At 36.8% G+C, this 19426-nt stretch carries 9 protein-coding genes and 3 pseudogenes; 6 read left to right on the forward strand and 6 right to left on the reverse strand.

What is annotated here, in order from left to right; all coding sequences use genetic code 11:
• Window positions 1-2 precede the first annotated feature (2 nt).
• On the reverse strand, window positions 3-1379 hold the full coding sequence (gene ccoG, locus FIM66_RS00350; RefSeq protein WP_140599771.1) for a cytochrome c oxidase accessory protein CcoG: 1377 nt from the start codon (window positions 1377-1379) through the stop codon (window positions 3-5).
• 105 nt (window positions 1380-1484) lie between these two features.
• Here ccoG and plsY point away from each other — a divergent pair, with 105 nt between their 5' ends.
• The 6 genes from plsY to nusA all read left to right on the forward strand — a co-directional run bounded on the left by plsY (window position 1485) and on the right by nusA (window position 8299).
• Complete coding sequence (plsY, locus tag FIM66_RS00355; protein ID WP_000446716.1) at window positions 1485-2147, forward strand: glycerol-3-phosphate 1-O-acyltransferase PlsY; 663 nt, start codon at window positions 1485-1487, stop codon at window positions 2145-2147.
• Complete coding sequence (locus FIM66_RS00360) at window positions 2144-2497, forward strand: FolB domain-containing protein (RefSeq protein WP_140463058.1); 354 nt, start codon at window positions 2144-2146, stop codon at window positions 2495-2497. Before plsY ends, FIM66_RS00360 begins: the two co-directional genes overlap by 4 nt.
• Window positions 2481-2807, forward strand: coding sequence for a Plug domain-containing protein (locus FIM66_RS00365; RefSeq protein WP_120851965.1), 327 nt, complete (start codon window positions 2481-2483; stop codon window positions 2805-2807). Before FIM66_RS00360 ends, FIM66_RS00365 begins: the two co-directional genes overlap by 17 nt.
• Before the next feature lie 169 nt (window positions 2808-2976).
• Window positions 2977-5616, forward strand: a complete 2640-nt coding sequence (locus FIM66_RS00370; protein ID WP_140599772.1) for a TonB-dependent receptor — start codon at window positions 2977-2979, stop codon at window positions 5614-5616.
• Window positions 5617-5842: 226 nt separating this feature from the next.
• On the forward strand, window positions 5843-7015 hold the full coding sequence (locus FIM66_RS00375; protein WP_140599773.1) for an aminotransferase class V-fold PLP-dependent enzyme: 1173 nt from the start codon (window positions 5843-5845) through the stop codon (window positions 7013-7015).
• A gap of 96 nt (window positions 7016-7111) precedes the next feature.
• Window positions 7112-8299, forward strand: a complete 1188-nt coding sequence (gene nusA / locus FIM66_RS00380) for a transcription termination factor NusA (protein WP_140599774.1) — start codon at window positions 7112-7114, stop codon at window positions 8297-8299.
• Window positions 8300-8542: 243 nt separating this feature from the next.
• Here nusA and FIM66_RS00385 read toward each other — a convergent pair.
• From FIM66_RS00385 to FIM66_RS00405, 5 genes and pseudogenes are all read right to left on the reverse strand, one after another.
• Window positions 8543-9311 (reverse strand): annotated as a pseudogene (locus FIM66_RS00385) (hypothetical protein).
• Window positions 9301-9739, reverse strand: a pseudogene (locus FIM66_RS00390) (Panacea domain-containing protein). The pseudogenes FIM66_RS00385 and FIM66_RS00390 overlap by 11 nt, the downstream one beginning before the upstream one ends.
• A 224-nt stretch (window positions 9740-9963) precedes the next feature.
• Window positions 9964-11581 (reverse strand): annotated as a pseudogene (locus FIM66_RS08270) (RNA-directed DNA polymerase).
• Window positions 11582-12600: 1019 nt separating this feature from the next.
• Entirely contained in the window at window positions 12601-16407 is a 3807-nt protein-coding gene (locus FIM66_RS00400; RefSeq protein ID WP_140599775.1) for a type IIG restriction enzyme/methyltransferase, read from the reverse strand.
• Between the two features lie 105 nt (window positions 16408-16512).
• On the reverse strand, window positions 16513-19425 hold the full coding sequence (locus tag FIM66_RS00405; RefSeq protein ID WP_140599776.1) for a type III restriction-modification system endonuclease: 2913 nt from the start codon (window positions 19423-19425) through the stop codon (window positions 16513-16515).
• Window position 19426: the final 1 nt, after the last annotated feature.

The following is a 19426-nucleotide window of genomic DNA, read 5'->3' on the forward strand; positions in this document are numbered from 1 at the left end:
CTTCAATCCTCACTTGGTGCGATAAACACCGATTCCCTTTCTATCGTAATATTCTTATCGTCTGCGCTATAAGCTTGTACTGTGATAGGGATTAAAGCGTCTCTAGCGTGTTTGTATTCTGTGGCGTTACTTTTTAGGGGTTTTCGTAAAATTACTACCGCTTTGATCTTTTGCCCGGCTTTAATGGCGATAGGGTTTAAAGGCTTTTTGATTTGAATGTCTTTTTGCCCTAAAATTTTGAAATAAAACTCATGGTCTTTATTGTCCGTGTTGTGGAATAAAAACACATAATCGTTATCCACATACCCACTAGATCGCAATTCATACAGATCGCTGTTGCGGTTAATGTCTAAGAGCATGCGTTCTTTTTTAAACGAAGTGATGGCTAAAAGGGCTATCACAACAGCGATAACCCCCATGTAAGCGATCGTTTTTAAACGCACTAGGCACACTTTTTGGCGCGTGTTAATGGCGTTAGTTGAAGACCATTGGATGAGTGAAGGGCGGTTGTATTTGGCCATGGTAATCGTGCATGCGTCCACGCATTCTAAGCAATTGATGCATTCTAATTGCAAGCCCTTCCTGATGTCAATATGCGTGGGGCAAACCTGCACGCAATGCAAACAATTCACGCATTCGTTTTCAGCGCTGCGTTTTTTAGGGGGTAAGGGAAAGAGATGACCTTGCTTGTCATAAAGCGCTCCGCCGCGCTTTTCATCATAAATAGGGTTTAAGGTGTCATTGTCATACAACACCGATTGCACCCTAGCGTAAGGGCATAAATAAATGCAAAAACGCTCCGCAACCACCACTATATCAAACAGCACCACTAAGGCGCTAAAAAGCCAAAAACCCATAGCGATAGGGTGATCGCTAGGGTTTTTAAGATACATAAAAAAATCTTCTGGGGCGATGAAATAAAAGGAAAACAACATCATTAGCCCTGCCACAACAGGAGCGAACAACAAAACGCTCAACGCTTTACGGATCTTATAGCTTGGGGTGTTTTTAGGGCTTTCTTGTTTGTTACTGATCTTTTTATGGAGTTTGAAAATCTTAGTTTCAATCACATCTCTATAAAGCACCCTTAAAAAGGTTTGCGGGCAAGCCCAACCGCACCACACACGCCCAAGGCTAGTGGTGATGAAAAAAATCCCTATAAAAAGCAAAATCACCATAAAAGGCATGACTTGCAATTCTTCAGCGCTAAAGATCTTGCCTAAAAAATGCAGTTGTTTATGTTCAAAGGAGATTAAAAACAAATGTGCCCCATCAATGCGAATGAAGGGCGTGATTAATAGCGCTAAAGAAATCAATAAAAACCCTATATAACGCTTCAAGCGAAACGATTTTAAAAAATGGCTAGAAGTTTCAAGCATTCTCAATATCCTAAAATTTTTAAGCCACTATACCCTAACAACTTAACGCTTTCACTTAAAAAGCAACATGTTATAATGAACGCTATTTTATTTGAAAGGGTATTTATGGAAAGCGTTTTAAATTTCCTGACCAATATCAATGTGATTTTCACCCTTTTGGGCTATCTTATTGGGGGGATTCCTTTTGGCTATGCGTTAATGAAAATCTTTTACGGCATGGATATTACTAAAATCGGATCAGGCGGCATTGGCGCGACGAATGTCTTGCGCGCTTTACAAAGTAAGGGCGTGAGTAACGCCAAACAAATGGCCTTATTAGTCTTGATCTTGGATCTATTCAAAGGCATGTTCGCGGTGTTTTTAAGCAAATTGTTTGGGTTGGATTACAGTTTGCAATGGATGGTCGCTATCGCTAGCATTTTAGGGCATTGCTATTCGCCTTTTTTGAATTTCAATGGAGGCAAGGGCGTTTCTACGATCATGGGCTCTGTGGTGTTGCTCATTCCTATTGAAAGCCTCATCGGTTTAACGGTGTGGTTTTTTGTGGGTAAGGTGCTTAAAATCTCTTCACTCGCTAGCATTCTAGGGGTAGGCACAGCGACTGTTCTTATCTTTTTTGTGCCTTATATGCATATCCCAGACAGCGTCAATATCCTTAAAGAAGTCGGCACGCAAACGCCTATGGTATTAATCTTTATTTTTACCCTTATCAAGCATGCGGGCAATATTTTTAATTTATTAGCCGGTAAGGAAAAGAAAGTCTTATGAAAACTAAACAAGCCGTCCATATCCATAACTTGGTGTTTGAAACGATTTTAGGGATTTTAGAGTTTGAACGCTTAAAACCCCAAAAAATAAGCGTGGATTTGGATCTTTTCTACACGGAATTACCCAATAAGGCTTATTTAGACTACATGGAAATCCAAGAAATCATTCAAAAGATGATGCAAGAAAAACAATATCTTCTCATTGAAGACGCCCTGAAAGATTTGAGCCATGTTCTAAAAACGCACTATAGTGAAATCTCTGAGCTTTATTTGAAAATCAGCAAATTAGAAATTTCTCCCAATTCTCAAGTGGGAGCGAGCGTGAAAATTTACTATGAAACCAATCTTTAGCCTCTTTTTCCTCCTTATGGTTTTAAAAGCACACCCCATAAACCCTTTATTAGAGCCGCTATATTTCCCCAGTTACGCGCAATTTTTAAATTTAGAACCTCATTTTGTCATTAAAAAGAAGCGCGCTTATAGACCCTTTCAATGGGGGAATACCATTATCATCAAACGCCATGATTTAGAAGAACGCCAAAGCAACCAACCAAGCGATATTTTCCGCCAAAACGCTGAAATCAATGTGTCTTCTCAAACTTTTTTAAGAGGGATCAGTAGCGCTTCTTCACGCATAGTGATCGATTCGGCCGCTCAGTAATCAACCGCTCAGTAAAATGCTAAAACTTTTTTTAATCACATTTTTCTTGGTATTTTCTTAATCCTAAAACAAATTTAAGGTATTATTAAATAGAATAATGTAATAATAACCTTAGGTTTAAAACTTGACTAAATTTTTTAGAAAAAAGTAAATAAAAAGGCTAAAAGAAATGCTTAGAAATCAATTTCGTATCGTGTTTGTCTCTTGTATTGTCGCTAGCAGTTTGCAAGCTCAAGAAACAACCCACACTTTGGGTAAGGTAACCACTAAGGGTGAAAGGACTTTTGAATACAACAATAAAATGTATATTGACAGAAAAGAGCTCCAACAACGCCAAAGCAACCAAGTCCGTGATATTTTTAGGACTAGAGCGGATGTGAATGTGGCCAGTGGGGGCTTAATGGCGCAAAAGATCTATGTTAGGGGGATTGAAACCCGCCTTTTAAGGGTAACAATAGATGGCGTCGCTCAAAATGGTAACATTTTCCACCATGACGCTAACACCGTGATCGATCCTAACATGGTTAAAGAAGTGGAAGTGATTAAAGGGGCAGCAAACGCTTCAGCAGGCCCTGGTGCTGTTGCGGGTAAATTGTCTTTCACCACGATTGACGCTAACGACTTTTTAAGGAAGAATCAAACTTATGGGGCTAAAGCGGAAGCGGCCTTTTATACCAACTTTGGATACCGCATGAACGCTACCGCAGCCTATCGTGGGAAGAATTGGGATATTCTAGCCTATTACAACCATCAAAATATCTTTTACTATAGAGACGGGAACAACGCTTTTAGGAATGTCTTCCACCCTAACTACGATTTACAAGATCCGAGCAATAGCGAAATGAGCGTAGGGACTCCGAGTGAAGTCAATAGCGTTTTAGCTAAAATTAATGGTTATATCAACGAAACCGATAGCATTAGCGTGAGCTACAACCTCACACGAGACAATTCTACAAGGCTTTTACGCCCTAACACCACTTCAGCCCTCTCCAAAGCCAACGACCCAGGAAGCCAGCCAGCGCCTTTTGTGATTGACTTTGGGAAAGAATTAGCCCATACGATCAACTTCAACCACAATTTGAGCTTGAAATACAAGCATGAAGGTGGCCCTAATTTCAACCAGCCGCGCGTTGAATCCACCGCCTTTTTAGGGGTAAGGGGGGGCAATTATAACCCTGTGGTGAATCCTTTCGCTTACAATTCTAACGAGCCGGCCAACCCGGATTACATCCCTGAAGTGAAAGAGTGGTGTAACAACCCGGACAACATCAGCCAATGCACGCAAGGGGCTATCAGGCCTTCTAATGGAGGCTATCAAATAGGCTATGGCGCGCCTAACTCTATTAATTGGCAAGGGGATAGCGATTCTAGTGGAGGGGCGCAAGCAGGATACGGGCAGCTTAGCGCTACCATGCTTTCTGCAAGCGCGAATGTTTATCATGGGCTTGTCCCTAAAAATCCTGATTATGACATGACCCCCCCTAACGCTCAAAACCCTAGCGCAAACGATTGGACTTTAGGGAATGCGGACGCTGAGGGGACTTTAGCCAGAAGGATTTTCTTAATCAACTCAGGCGTTAATTTTAAAGTAACCCACCCCATTAGCGAAGATTATGGGAATGTGTTTGAATACGGCATGATTTATCAAAACTTGAGCGTTTTCTCTGGATTAGATAAAGGCAAAAACGGCTATTATAAAAACAACATTGATCCTAACGACCCTAATGGGCCGGGCTTGCCTTACCGCCATTACTACACCGATCAAAGCTCTCAATACCCTCAAAATCTAAACACGCCTAACCCGCTCTATCGTAACATGCCCCAAAATTCGCATGCGATTGGGAATATCATCGGAGGGTTTATGCAAGCGAACTACAATATTTTAAGCAATGTGATCGTGGGTGCGGGAACTCGTTATGATATTTACACCTTGCTAGACAAAAACGGCCGCACGCATGTAACTTCTGGTTTCTCGCCTTCTGCAACCGTGCTTTATAACCCCATTGAAAGCATTGGCTTGAAAGTGAGTTATGCGTATGTAACTAAGGGGGCTTTGCCTGGCGATGGCGTTTTGATGCGCGATCCTACGGTGATTTATCAAAGGAACTTGCGCCCTGCGATCGGTCAAAACGTGGAATTCAATGTGGATTACAACAGCAAGTATTTCAATGTGCGCGGGGCAGCGTTCTATCAAGTCATCAATAACTTCATCAACAGCTACGGGCAAGACACTTCTAAAAATGGAGGGGGTAATGCGACCGCAAAAAACATGTCAGGGAATTTGCCCGAAACCATTAATATCTATGGTTATGAAGTTTCAGGGAATGTGAGGTATAAGAATTTCTTAGGGACTTTCTCAGTGGCTCGCTCTTGGCCAACGGCTAGGGGGCATTTATTAGCGGACACCTACGCTCTAGCTGCAACGACTGGGAATGTGTTTATCTTAAAAGCCGATTATGATGTTCGCAGATGGGGGCTTACTTTAACCTGGCTCTCACGCTTTGTAACTAACATGTATTATGAGGGCTATTCTATCTATTACCCGCAATACGGCTTGATAAAAATCCATAAACCCGGGTATGGCGTGCATAATATCTTTATCAATTGGACTCCGCCTTCTAAAAAATGGCAGGGTTTAAGGATTTCAGCCGTGTTTAATAATATCTTAAACAAGCAATATGTGGATCAAACTTCTGTGTTTCAAGCGAGCGCGGACGCTCCAGCGAGCGATATGATCCCTAAAGGCAAGCGCATGGCGCTTCCGGCTCCTGGATTTAATGCGCGTTTTGAGGTATCCTATCAATTCTAAAATGAAAGGAATCTTAGGATTTCTTTTTGAATTTTAAACATGGAAACAAACATGAAAAAGCCCTATAGAAACCGCCAAACTCTATGGAAAAAGTTCCGCTCCCTCAATAAACTCATTAAAATGCTCTTAAGGATTTTAAAAAAGTAGTTTTATCAAAAATTTAGCGGGTTTAGTTTAAAATAACGCTTATTTTAAACTTCAAAAAGGAAAAGCAAACGCGCTCATCATGGCTAACATCACGACTAAAGAAACGCTTGAAATAACCCCGGATCTTTTGAAAAACCCTTATCAAAAAATCATCAATGCGAGCACGAGCGTTTTTGATGAAAATCATGGGCGATCGTTTTTTAGCCCGCAATTTTATGAAAAAATTGAACCTTATTTAAAAGAAGTTTTAACCCAACCCATTGATTTAGAATGCGATCTCAACACCGCTAAAAAAAAGAACCGCTTAACCCCTTTAAAACAACTTTTTAAGGCGTGTTTTAACGCTGAAGAAATTTTGATTGTCAATAATAACACCAGCGCGGTATTTCTCATCGCTAACGCTTTAGCGCAAGAAAAAGAAATCGTTGTTTCTTATGGCGAATTAGTGGGGGGGAATTTTAACCTTAAAGATATTTTATTAAATAGTGGGGCTAGGTTGCATTTAGTGGGGAATACCAATCGCGCTTATTTAAGGGATTACCGCTTAGCCTTGAATGAAAACAGCAAAATGCTCTTTAAAACCCACAACCCCGCTTTTCAAAAAGACACGCCTTTTAAAGATTTGCAAGCCCTGGCTAAAGAGCATGGTTTGATTGATTATTACAATTTAGGGGATGTGGATTTATTAAATAGAACGGCTTTAGAAGAAATTTTAGCTCTAAAACCATCGCTTTTAAGCTTTAGCGCGGATAAATGCTTTAACAGCGTTCAAGCCGGCATTATTATGGGGCAAAAAGAATGGGTTGAAATGTTAAAAAACCACCCCCTTTATAGAGCCTTGAGAGCGGATAAGATCACGCTCACCTTGCTTTTTTGCAGCCTAAAAGCATGGGTCAATCATCAAGAAGAAATCGCCATTCATGCACTACTCCACCAAACTAAAGACGCCTTATTGCAAAAAGCCTTGAAACTCTACGCCCTTTTAAAGCCTTTAGAATTGAACGTGAGCATAGCCTCTAGCTTTTCTAAAATAGGGAATTTGCCCGATAGGGAATTAGAATCCTTTTGCGTGAAAATCCAGCCTAAAAACACCCACGCTTTAAATGGTGAGAAACTTTATTTAAAGCTTTTCCAAAAAGGCGTTATTACAAGAATTTCATGCGAATTTGTGTGCTTTGAAGTCTTTAGCCTGAATGAAAAAGATTTTGAAAAAATCGCTCTGGTTTTAAAAGAAATCCTTAACAAGGCTTAAAAATTCGCTATAATAAAATTTCTTTTAAACGCGCCATATCCCCCACAATAGAGAATGATAGAAAACGATAGAACATCAATTTAAAGGAACTTAAGAATGGAAAAAATCAGCGACCTTATAGAATGCATTGCGTATGAAAAAAATTTGCCTAAAGAGATGATTTCAAAAGTGATTCAAGGCTGTTTGTTAAAAATGGCGCAAAATGAGTTAGACCCCCTAGCGCGCTACTTGGTGGTTGAAGAAAACAAGCAGCTCCAGCTTATCCAGTTGGTAGAAGTTTTAGAAGATGATGATGAAAGATTGATTAATGATCCTTCTAAATACATCAGCTTGTCTAAAGCCAAAGAAATGGATCCAAGCGTTAAGATTAAAGACGAATTGTCTTACAGCTTGAGTTTGGAGAGCATGAAGCAAGGAGCGATCAACCGCCTTTTTAAAGATTTGCAATACCAGTTAGAAAAAGCGTTGGAAGACAGCCACTTTGAAGCGTTTCAAAAGCGCCTTAACAGCGTTTTAATGGGGCAAGTGATTTTAGTGGATAGCAATCAAAACACTTTTATTGAGATCGAGCAGCAATTTCAAGGCGTTCTTTCCATGCGCCATCGCATCAAGGGCGAGAGTTTTAAAGTGGGCGATAGCATTAAAGCGGTTTTAACGCAAGTCAAACGCACGAAAAAAGGCTTATTATTAGAGCTGAGCCGCACCACCCCTAAAATGCTTGAAGCCTTGTTGGAATTAGAAGTCCCTGAAATTAAAGATAAAGAAATTGAAATCATCCATTGCGCGCGAATCCCAGGCAACAGAGCGAAAGTGAGCTTTTTTTCCCATAACGCCAGGATTGACCCCATAGGCGCGGCTGTAGGGGTTAAGGGCGTGCGCATTAATGCGATAAGTAACGAATTGAATAAAGAAAATATTGATTGCATAGAGTATTCTAATGTGCCTGAAATTTATATCACTCTTGCGCTCGCTCCAGCCAAAATTTTAAGCGTTGAAATCAAAAAAATCCCTATAGAAGAATTGAATGCTGAAGAAAAAGAATCCATTCAAGAGCGTTTCATTGTCAATAACCATTTGCAAAAGGCTAAAGTGCGTTTGTTAGACATTGAAAAATCTAAGGCTATCGGTAAAGGCGGGGTGAATGTGTGCTTAGCGTCCATGCTTACAGGCTATCACATAGAGTTTGAAACCATTCCTAGCGTGAAAGAAAACGCAGAAAATGAAAGCGAAAAAGAAACGCCAAAAGTAGGGGTAGAAGCTTTAGAATCTTTGTTTAAGAATTAAAATGATTTCTGTGAAACTTATTGAGTCTTTAATCAAAAGGACTTTAAGCTAAGAGCGGTATTAAATAAGTGCGTGATTGAATTTCTTAAGGCTAAATTTGAAAGAAATAATTCAGGTTTTTTAATGAATGAGTATTGAGATTTTCAAAATTGCAAAAAACACTCAATTAAGAAAAATTTGCATCAAATTTTATTAGAATGGACACAAAAAATGGGCTGGATTGAATTTAAAGATATTTAGAAACTAAGCCTTGTATATAGAAACTAATCTCTGTATTATATGCAATTCTCCATAAAAACCAATCACAAATAGAATTGTAACTATTAGATTAAACCAAAACATGGGTTTTTTGCAAAAATTTTCTTGTTTATCTTTTTTCTCTTTTGATAAGGATATTTTTGATAAAAAAGAAAAAAGCAGATACAAAATATTCCCAAAAAAATAAAGCTATAAAAGCCATAACAAAAACCAAGCGACAGGCGTTCGCTTTATCAATATTTGATAAAACAGAAGTAGAAAACGCCAATCCCCCAACAAATGTTAAAACAATAGAAGCAAAAATACCTAAAATGGTTATGTATTGTGTTTGTTGCTTATTCAATTCTTCGCTTAATTTTTTATAGTTTTTATTTAGATCATCTTCTAGCTTATTAGAAACATCTTTAACTCTGCTCATTTTCTCATCAAAATCTTGCAACCTGATACACTCTAAATTCATGTGATCATAAAGCTTTTCTAATTTTGGTTTAATGCTTTCAACTTCTTTATTATCTTGAATCTCTTGGAGTGTCCTTATATTTTGTGTGAGCGTCATAAAGGCTTGCTCTTTATCCCTTGTGGAATTTAAAATAGTAGTTGTAATTTTTGAGTATTTATGCCTATATTCTCCTTCATAGATTTCTTTGAGATCTTTGATGATTTGATCTGTTTGACTAGACAAATCCCCCTTTTCGCACAGCAATACAATCATTTCTTCTAGCTTTTTATCTTTATCTTCTTCTTTAGTTTCCATTTGTTTGCTTTGCTTCTTGTTTGATCAAATCTTTGCTAATGATTTCTTTTTTGTCTTCTTTGAAGCTTTTATGCCAAGCGCCATTTTCTTTATGACTCTCTTTCACTAAGTCCCAATAGGATTTTTTGCTGCATTTTTCTATGGAGTGGTTGATGGTTTCAAGTTCATCTTTTCTAAGATTTTGCGAGAGAGTTTCTTCTTTGGGTTTGTCAATAGAATTGGCACCATAATTGCGGTATTCATAGATACACCTCTCTTGCAACAGGCCCGTATTTCCAAGCTTCAAAATCATCAGAAACTAGGTGTTTGTCAAACTTTTTGATATAATCAAGCTCTGTGAAATACAAAGTTTTTTGTAATTCTAAGTTACTCAATTCTTTGTTTGAATGCTTAAGAATATATTTTGCTAGTTCCAAAGTATTGACCATCAATACCTCCTAGCTAGTTTTTGCTAATTTTAACTAAATATTGTTAACTTTTCTAACCATTTCTTTTCCAATGATTTTAATCTCTTGAATTTCTTAAAGCTAATTCTAGAGAAATAATTCAAGTTTTTTCAATGGATATTTAGCCTTTTAGAATAGCAAAAATCGCTTGATGGTTCAACTAGTGAGCTATTCACATGTTTAGGGAATTCAGTAACTTTTTTAATTTATTTTTGAAATTCTTTTTTGATGAATGAAATCCCTTTTTTTGACAATTCACTCCAACCATTGCAATTTTTTAATGCATTTTCGTTTTCAACTCTCAATACTTCATATGCAAAAAGCCAAAATTCATCATCTAATATACACATGACTTAATCATCGTTTCAGCTCTTTTTAAATATTCATCAATCGCAGAACTCTCTGAATCTTTTCTTGCCCTTAAATGTCCTAAAAGCATAAAAATACAATCATTACTTTCAAGGGCCATACTATGGCAAGTTTTTTCCATCTCAAAATCATATTTTAGAGAGAAATACAACGCATAAGAACAAGCTTCATGATTATTGTTTTTTGACCCTGCTTTAAATATATCCTTAGAAATTTCTTGAATTTGATTGGTTTAGATCGAATAGTTATTGTTATCAAACACTTCTTCAATACAAGGGATTAAATAAGGATAGAGCAAAGCTAAATGGTGCAAGGTGCTAAAATAATATTCTCTTGCGTTATCTGTCATCTTCTTTTTGTTGAGCATTTTTATAGCATATTTTAAAATGGAAGCCTTATTATCATTTTGCTTTATCAATGCAATAGATTTATCTAAAAAGCAACAACACTAGGGTATTTAATTTTCCCTTTATACTCATCCATTTTAAAAATTTTTAACTGATTGATCCATTCTTCTTCATACGTTAAGGGGAGTTCAAAAATTTTTGTTTTTTTGTGGTTGAGTGAAAGGTTATATTTTTTAAGACACTTTGCGAGATCGATTGTAAATTGTTCTGCCTCATCTCTTGAATTCACATAGCAAGTATAATCATCAATGTGCCTAATATATCTATATTCTGTTTTATTTTGCTCTTTTCTTAAATTTTTTAAATCCCTATCAACGGCGACTAAAATAATTTCTGAAATCAAATTGGAACTATGCGGTCCAATAAGAATCCCCATAGTTTCCTTATGATTCATGTTTCTTGTTTGGGTATCAATCTCATCGCTCCAATGATTTTTGTCTTTTTTAGCAATTTCTTTACCCCTTATTGCCCAAGGAATTGAATGCGTATAAATGCTTGGAAAACAAGTGGATATATCAGCCTTTAGCTTGTATCTCGCACCAATACGAATACTCCTCCCTAATTTCCCCTCACAAAAAATATCTTTATGACCCATATCAAAAATACTTTTTCTCATAGCAACTCTATCTTTAGAATAATCGTTTTGAAAAATTTTTTTATTTTTAGGAATTTTTTGAATGTGGATGCGGCTGATCTTGTGGGTATTGCCATCTGTCTTTTCTTTAAAATACTCCTTTAGTTTATCCCAATTATCCCGTAGAATTTTGCATTGATTATAATAAGCCAAAGGATTAGGGATAGCAAAATATCTTGGTGTTCCAATATCTCTTATTCCCTCGTAAGTAATATGCTGATACCCCATCTTGCGTTTGGGAAATATCTTATTTTCATTATTCTTGCAATATCTGTAAAAAGGCTTTGATGTCAGAAAATTAGGAATTCTTTCTACAAACATCCCATATCCTAACAATCCCTTAAAAAGTTTATTTTGAGAAATCTCATCAAGACATTCAAAATAAGTCTTTTCTTTCACTTTTTTCATTAACATTACTCTCTTTTTGAAAGTTTTCCCATTGCCAATATACAGATTCAAAAGCAATTCTATGGTATTTTTTAGTTTTTAAGGCGTTTGCTTTAAACATTACGATCCCTACTATTTATGGTTTTAGTCCAAAACCATGCGTTAGAAAAAGCTTTTTAATCTTTAAACTGCGTTTGATTGTTTTTGCTTGTTTTAAGGGTTAGGATAAAATAACGCTCACCCCCTAGTTTTTTTGCTAGAGATTAGGGGGTAAATCACTTTCAAAGGATTACTATGTCCAAAAACATGGTAAAAAGCCTTTGGTCGTATTATACTTAAAAATACCTTTTTTTAAGTATAGGGTTAAAATCGTTGTTAAAAAAACCCATTAAAACCAAAGGTTTCCCCTATTTAAGGGGTTTCCTTTAAGGTGAATCGCTTTTTATTGCTTGTGAAGTTTTTTAATATGATTTTAAATTAGTGATTTGTAGTTTTAAAAATCGTTTTTGTGAGATTAGGATAAAATCACGCTCACCCCCTAGTTTTTTTCGCTAGAGATTAGGGGGTAAATTACCTTCAAAGGATTACTATGTCCAAAAAACATGGTAAAAAGCCTTTGGTTGTATTATACTTAAAAATACCTTTTTTTAAGTATAGGGTTAAAATCGTTGTTAAAAAAACCCATTAAGAGCCAAAGGTTTCCCCTATTTAAGGGGTTTCCTTTAAGGTAAAGCGTTTTTTATTTCTTGTGAAGTTTTTTAATATGATTTTAAATTAGTGATTTAAAGCTTTTATAAAAATCGTTTTTTTAAGATTAGGATAAAATAACGCTCACCCCCTAATTTTTATTCCACTAGAGATTAGGGGGTAAAGTTTGTCTAGGAGACTTCTATGAGAAAAAATCATAGTAAATACTCTTGGGAAACATTATACCTAAAAATCAGTTTTTTGGGGTTTTGTTTGGAATTAAAAATCAAACGATAGTTTTTCAAGAGTCCCCCTTTTTTAAGGGGGTGTTTCTTAGACAAAGAACAAGCGCTTTTTATTCACTGCCCGTTTTCAATGATTTTAATTTCTTCATCGGTGAGGTGGTAGAGCTGATAGACTAAAGCGTCAATTTCTTTTTCTAATCCTTGGGTGTTGGCTTTAGGGTCTTTTTCTTTTAGCGCTAGAATTTGCTTCGCGCAAGCGGTGATCTTACGGGCCAATTCTTGGTTTTTAGAGGTGATTTTGGGAATGGGTAGCCGTTCTATAAAAGCCTTTTTATAGCGATAGCCACTCTCGCCTAGTCCTCCGCCTGCATAGAAAGTTTTGAAAGCAAAAGTAATCAATTTAGAATGCAACATTCCTAAAAGATAGCGCAAATGCTCTCCTGTGAGAATGAAGCTCGTAGCTTCTGCATAAAAATACCCTAACTCGCATTCTCCATTATCTAAATAAAATCGTGGCTCTTGCACAATCTCGCCATACACAATTTTCTCTTTTTCAAAATCTTGATAATAGCTTGCCGCCCATCTTTGTAGACAATACCATTCATATCGCTTTCCGGTTTCATCTTTATTGCGTTTTAAAAGTTCATCTTTATGTGAAAGCAAATGAGCATAGATAATAGGATAATGGATAGAAAAATCTTGTTCATTTTCCTCCATGCTTTTTTGACTATCAGTGTTTGGAAAATGCCAAGGTATAAAAATAATCCACTCCCCCACCCACTCATAAGAATACCTTTTAATGTCTTTCCCTCTCAAAATGGGTTTGATGAGCGTCTCTGTGCGCTCCCTTTCTTCTTGCGTCTTGCAAGCGTTCAAAATGGCGTCTCTTTTTTCAGTGGGAATGATAAAGGCTTCGTTCGCGCCGGTTTTTATCCCATAATTGATTTGAATATCCCAGTCTTTGAGCGGGGTGCCGATGCCCTCCATTTTATCCCTTAAATCTAAAAGAGAGGTGTTGGCAAAAATAAAGCTTTCTGTTGAAAGCGCGTTTTGTTTCATGGATAGAGAGTGGGCGCTTTTCAAATCGTTTTTATCGTCTGGGGTGGGTTCGTAATAATTAAATTGGCTCTCTTTGGGGGGCGTTTGTTTGATGAAACTCATAATGCTGGTATCCACTGCAGCACTTTCAAAGACTTTTAAGGCGTTCAATTCCATGTAGCTGACAATGGTGGTTTTTTTGAGCAGCAACTCTCTTAATTTAGCACCGTATTTGGCGCGCGCGTATTTGTTAGAAGTGATGAAAGCGTTAAACCCTTTTTCTTTTAAAAGGTGGTAAGATAGGGCAAAAAAGTAGGTGTAAATGTCAGCGGAGCTGTTGTAGAAATCTTGGTATTGCTTTTCTAATAAAGGCTTTAGGGGTTTGATTTGTTCTTGGCGGATATAAGGCGGATTGCCTATAATGCAATCAAAGCCTAAAAAATCCCCCTCATCATTCAACACTTCAGGGAATTCAAAACGCCATTCAAACGCATTTTGATATTCCCCACCACTTAAGGCATCATCAAGCTTTTTTCTTAAAGCTCTAATACGCCCATAAGACGCAAAAGCCTCTTCCTCTTCTTTGGGGCTTAGTTTGGGCGTGCCAAAAATATTTTTTATTCTCACAACACCCTTCTCCAATCCATCTAGCAAACTCTTATCGTCTAGGGCAAAATCATTGTAATTTTTAATGTGCTTTTCAATCGCTTTTTCAAGCTCTGCTTTGGTTTTAGGGTCTTTGAGTTCTAGGGAAAAAGTGGTTTTTAAATCTTGGATTTTGTTGGTGAGATCTGTTTTATTTAAGGGAAAGAGAGGGTTTGGATCTTTGTATTGGGCGACTAGATCTTTGTATTCTTGGATTTTTGCTTTGATATTGGGGATTTTTTTGAGATCGTCATGCAAGCTAAAGCGTGAAATGAGCGAATTACCGCACTTAATGTTAATATCAATGTTGGGGAGGGTTTCAAGCGCGTTAGTGTTCTTGTCCTCTTCAAAAATATAATAGCTGTATTTTAAAAGCTCTATCCATAGCCTGAGCTTGGTGATTTCGCAAGAATTGGGGTTAATATCCACGCCAAAAAGGCAGTTTTCAATGATGGATTTTTTAAGCTCAAAAAGTTCTTTTTGGATTTGGTGGTGGGGGTCGTTTTCTCTAATCGGTATGGTGTAGTTAAAGACTTTATCCTCTGGCGTGTGAATGATGATTTCATCGTTTTCTAATCTAAGAGAGTGGCGATACAAGGAAGCAATAAGCCCTAGCTCATAAGCGATCCACACCATTTCATTGAGCGCAGAAACTAAAAAATGCCCGCTCCCCACCGCCGGATCGCAAACGCGTAAAGCAAGAAGGAGTTGCAAATATTCTTTGCGTTTATCCTCTTTATAGCTATCATTTTTGAGATAATTTTTTAATTCTTCTAAATTTTCACACTCTTTATTATAAGTTTGATTGAATTTATCCAACACGATTGGCGTGATGCTCTCTTTGCACATGTAGCTTGTGATAAAGCTTGGGGTATAAAAGCTCCCCTCTTTATAGCCGTTGAGTTTTTCAAAAACAAGCCCTAAAACGGCAGGGTTGATTAAACGGCTTTCGCTGGTATTCTTATTATCTTTAATGTCTTCAGGGGTGGTGGTGAATTTATAAGCGTGCAAAAAGGCAAAAAGGTATTCCAGCAAGGGCAAATCTTCTTTTTCTTGGTAGTCTTTGTCTTTTTTGAGAATGGATTTAGGATAAACCTCTAAAGACTCGTTCTTGAGTAATCTGATTTCATGCCCGTTTGATTCTAAAGGCGTTTTATCAAACAAACTGGAATTCAAATAAGGGATTTTTCCTAAAATCTTGTCTTCTTTTTCTAAGGAACGCTCGTTATTTTTCTTGGCTAGGACTTCAAAAAAAAGGGTGTTTAGGGCTTTGAAATCTTTAAAGTTTTCTGTGGTTAAGAAAGGTTTTTCAAAATGCTTGAAAGAAATTAAAAGGCTTTCTAAAAGCCGTAAAAACAAGATGCGGTTATTCCAAGCGATGAGTAACGCCATGACTTCTTCATCGTCTAAATTTTTGTATTCTTTTTTTAAAGCACCGCTTAGGGAGTTTTTGGTGCGGCTAGGCTTGATTAAAATTTTCCCCTTTTTATTTTCCTTTTCATGTTGCTCTTCTAACCCTAAAATGTAAAGCAATTCTTCATAAAAATCTTTGTTAAGCGTGTTAGCGTCAAGGGTTTTCTTTTGTTTTAAAAGGACTTCGTGGCTTAAAACTTGATAAATCAAAGGGAGTTCTTTAGGATCAACACCGCTCAAATTAAAGTGAGTGTAGCGGAGTTCGCCTTCAAAATCCTTTTTTAAATATTCCTCTAAATCGCTGTAGAATCTTTTGGTGGCGGTGTCTGTGCCTTCTTTTTTAGCGCAATTTTTATAGAAATCTGTAATGCGATTATCTCCTTTTAAAAAGAGCAAATCCTTACAATCAAAGAGAAAAAATTCATGCGCGTTGCAAATAATGGTGTGTTTTAGGGAGTTATTTTCTTTCATCTCTTTTAAAAAATACGAAATCATTTGACAAAAGGCTTTACTGAGCGGGTTTTCTTTGTTTTTAGGGAATTCTGTCTTGTTATTTAGGGCTTTGACTTCAATAAGCACCCAAACTTCTTTATCCACATAGATCGCGCTATCAACTTTTTCATGGGTATTACAATCATAGCCATAGGTGTTTTTTAAAAAAGAATTGATTACATTTTTTTGAAATTCTTCATCATCTTGTCTTGGCGTGTTTTCTAATAAGCTGTTTATTTCTTTTTCAAAATCTTCTATAGTTTCCTTTTTGGGTTCTTGGAGATTGTATTTTTTAATAAAATCTTTGAGCGGGATGCGAGTGAAACGAATCATAAAACGCCTTTGAAATGGGATAAAAACGATTATAACAAAAGCGCCGTGAATTTTAAATAAAACGCTTTTCTTTAAAATTGTTCCATGTGAAACATTAAAGTAACTCTAATCTTTACGATTTAAAACTTCATTGATCAACGCGCTCAATTGATCTTTGTTCATTTTGGTTTTGTATTCAATATTCACGCCTTGCTTTTTTAAAGCTTCAAAAAATTTCTTAGCGGTTGAAATTTTCCGCTCTTCTTCAGGGCGTAATTCGCCTTTTTTATCAACCCCCTTAGTTTCTACCACTAATAACACTTTTTTATCGTTGTTTTCAACCACATACCCGAAATCAGGGCTATAAGTTTGATTTAACCCTATTGGGATTTTAACCCTAGGGAGCTTACCAAAAACAATGATTTTAGTGTCGTTAGATTCTTCAATCGTGTCTTTTTCAATCTCGCTATCCACTTGTATGAAATTTTCATACAGGCATTTTTCTCGCACGCTTGAATTTTTAATCTCATATTTATCCGCTCCTCCCAAACTCCCGTCTAAAAATTCTCTAATTTCTCCTTTTTCATCATAAAACGCATCGTTTTTTCTGTTTTTAATCGTCGTTTCGCGCATTTGATAGGATATTTTATCTTTAATATTTTGATAAATGATTTCCAAAAACAGCTCTTCTAAGCGCTTTAAGCCCTCTTGTTCGTTTTTTTTAATGAGCTCAAACTTGTTTTCATCAATGTTTTCCAACACTTTAGCCACGCTTTTAAAACTCAATTTCACCTTATTGGACAAGGCGCTGATAAATTCATGCAGACTCCACACGCATGCGCTTTCTCGCTCAAAAATTTCTGTTTTGGCGTTATTTCTCATAGTTTCTACTTTTTTATGCATCGTAACCAAAACGCTTTTTGAACTGACATTAAAAGAAGAATTAATATTTTTGACAATCTCATCAATCAAGCTCTCGCTATCAATGGCGTAAGCGATCCGGGCTTGATGATTCAAACCCGCCCATAAGGTTTCAAATTTTTTAAAATTTTCTTTATTGATTTTGATTTTTTCAGTTTTTCGCTCGTTTTTGTTCCTCACTCTAAAATGACCCACTAAACGATCTTTTAAAAAATCTTTTAATTTTTCAAGATCCAGGTATTTTTCATTTTTTAAATTTTCTAGTTCCGGCTCTTTTTTTAAAAATTCGTTTTGATTGAGAGTGAGTTTAAAGTTTTCATCACCTGTTTTTTCTCCAAAACCCAAACCCTCTAATGTTTCCAATAAAACCCCGTAATACCCTTTTTTAACAATGCCGCTTTTTTCTAGCTCTTCCCCACTAAATACTTGTTTGATCAAGCTGTGTTCGCTTATCTCTTGCTGGATCGCTCCCACAAAATCCCCCTCCACTTGCGGCACGATCACCACCAATTCATTGACAAAATCAAAATCAGCATGCTCTTTAGTGATGCGTTCGCCCTTATCATTCACAGCGAGCCTTAGCCCCCTACCGATTTGTTGCAATTTAGTGATATTGGAAGAGCTAGGGGCTAATTTGCAAATCGTCATCACATTAGGGTTATCCCACCCCTCTTGCAACGCCCATTGCGAAAAAATAAACCTGAGATCGGAATCAAAACTCAGCAATTTCTCTTTTTCTTTTAAAATGAGTTCGATCGCTTTATCTTCATCGCCCACTTTCTTGCTTTTAGCGAAATACCCTCCATGCACTCTTTTAATATCTTCTCTAGTGTGCTCTAAATACGCTCTATAATTTTCATCTAAAGGCTTTTTTAAGACTTCTTCAAGCTCTTGCTGGTAAAGTTTTTCAAATAAAAGGGCTAATTTGGCCGGCTGTTCATTTTCGCTTAAATAGCTATTCACCCCGCTAATGAACACCATGCACAAGGCTTTAATCCCCTTTTTAAAAAGCCCTTCTTCTCTTTCAAAATGGCTTTTTATCGCTTCTTTCAGCATCACTTCTTGTTCGCCCTCTACAAAATAAGAAAAAGGCTCTTTTTGATCCAACAACAAATTAACGCCATTGAGAAAACGAACCTCATTTTTAGTGATGTTTTCTACAATGTAATCTTCTAAAGCGCTGATATGAGTTAGCGCGCCTAAATTATCATGCGTTTTGACTTTGACGCTTTGAGTTTTATTTTCTAAATTCGTGTAATTGATCGTCGCTTCATTTTGTTTTTTGTTAGCCTCTTTAAGCTCTAAAAAATACTCATCACTCTCCCCCACAGACGCCACGCTAATGCTTTTCACCAGCCCATTATCAAACGCTTTTTTGCTGTCTAGCGCGTAAATCAAATTATTATAATTATCTTTAAAAGTCGCCCCAAACCTGAGCGTAACTAAAGCGTTTAATTGTTCCAAATATTTTTTTGTTTTATCGCCTAAAAATCGGTGCGGTTCGTCTAAGATCACGATAGGGCACATACTGGCTAAAGCTTGCATGTAACTTTTTGCGCCATTGAACAGATTCGTGTTTTCTAAGCATGATTTATTGATAGTGTTTTTCTCTTTATTAAAGGCAGAAAAAGTCATCACCAACACGCAGCATTTGTGGTTGCTCGCTAAAATAAATCTTTCTACATCTTCATAGCTCTCTAAATGCGTGTTAGAATATTCGCTTTTAAAAAATTCTCTGGTGATTTCAATACTCTTTAAAACCCCTAATTTAATGGCGTTGCTTGGCACTAAAACGATGAATTTTGACAAATGGTAGTTTTTGTGCAAGGCATAAACGCACTCTAAAAAGCAAAAGGTCTTCCCGGTGCCTGTTTCCATTAAAATGTCGCAGTTTAACGACTTCTCAATCCCCACGCTCCCCTGGGTTATTTTTTGTTTCGATCGCAAATTCTCAATATTTTCTAATAAAACATCTTTGAGCGCCTCTATTTCAAAAACAGGGTTAGCAATCCTTTGAGCGTCATTTTCTGGCTCTTCAAAATAGATCCCCTTAAACACCCCTAAAATCTGATTCAAGCATTTTTCTTGATAATCCAATCGTTTGAATTTGATTTTCACC

The organism is Helicobacter pylori (genome assembly GCF_006439795.1).
GTDB lineage: Bacteria > Campylobacterota > Campylobacteria > Campylobacterales > Helicobacteraceae > Helicobacter > Helicobacter pylori_CR.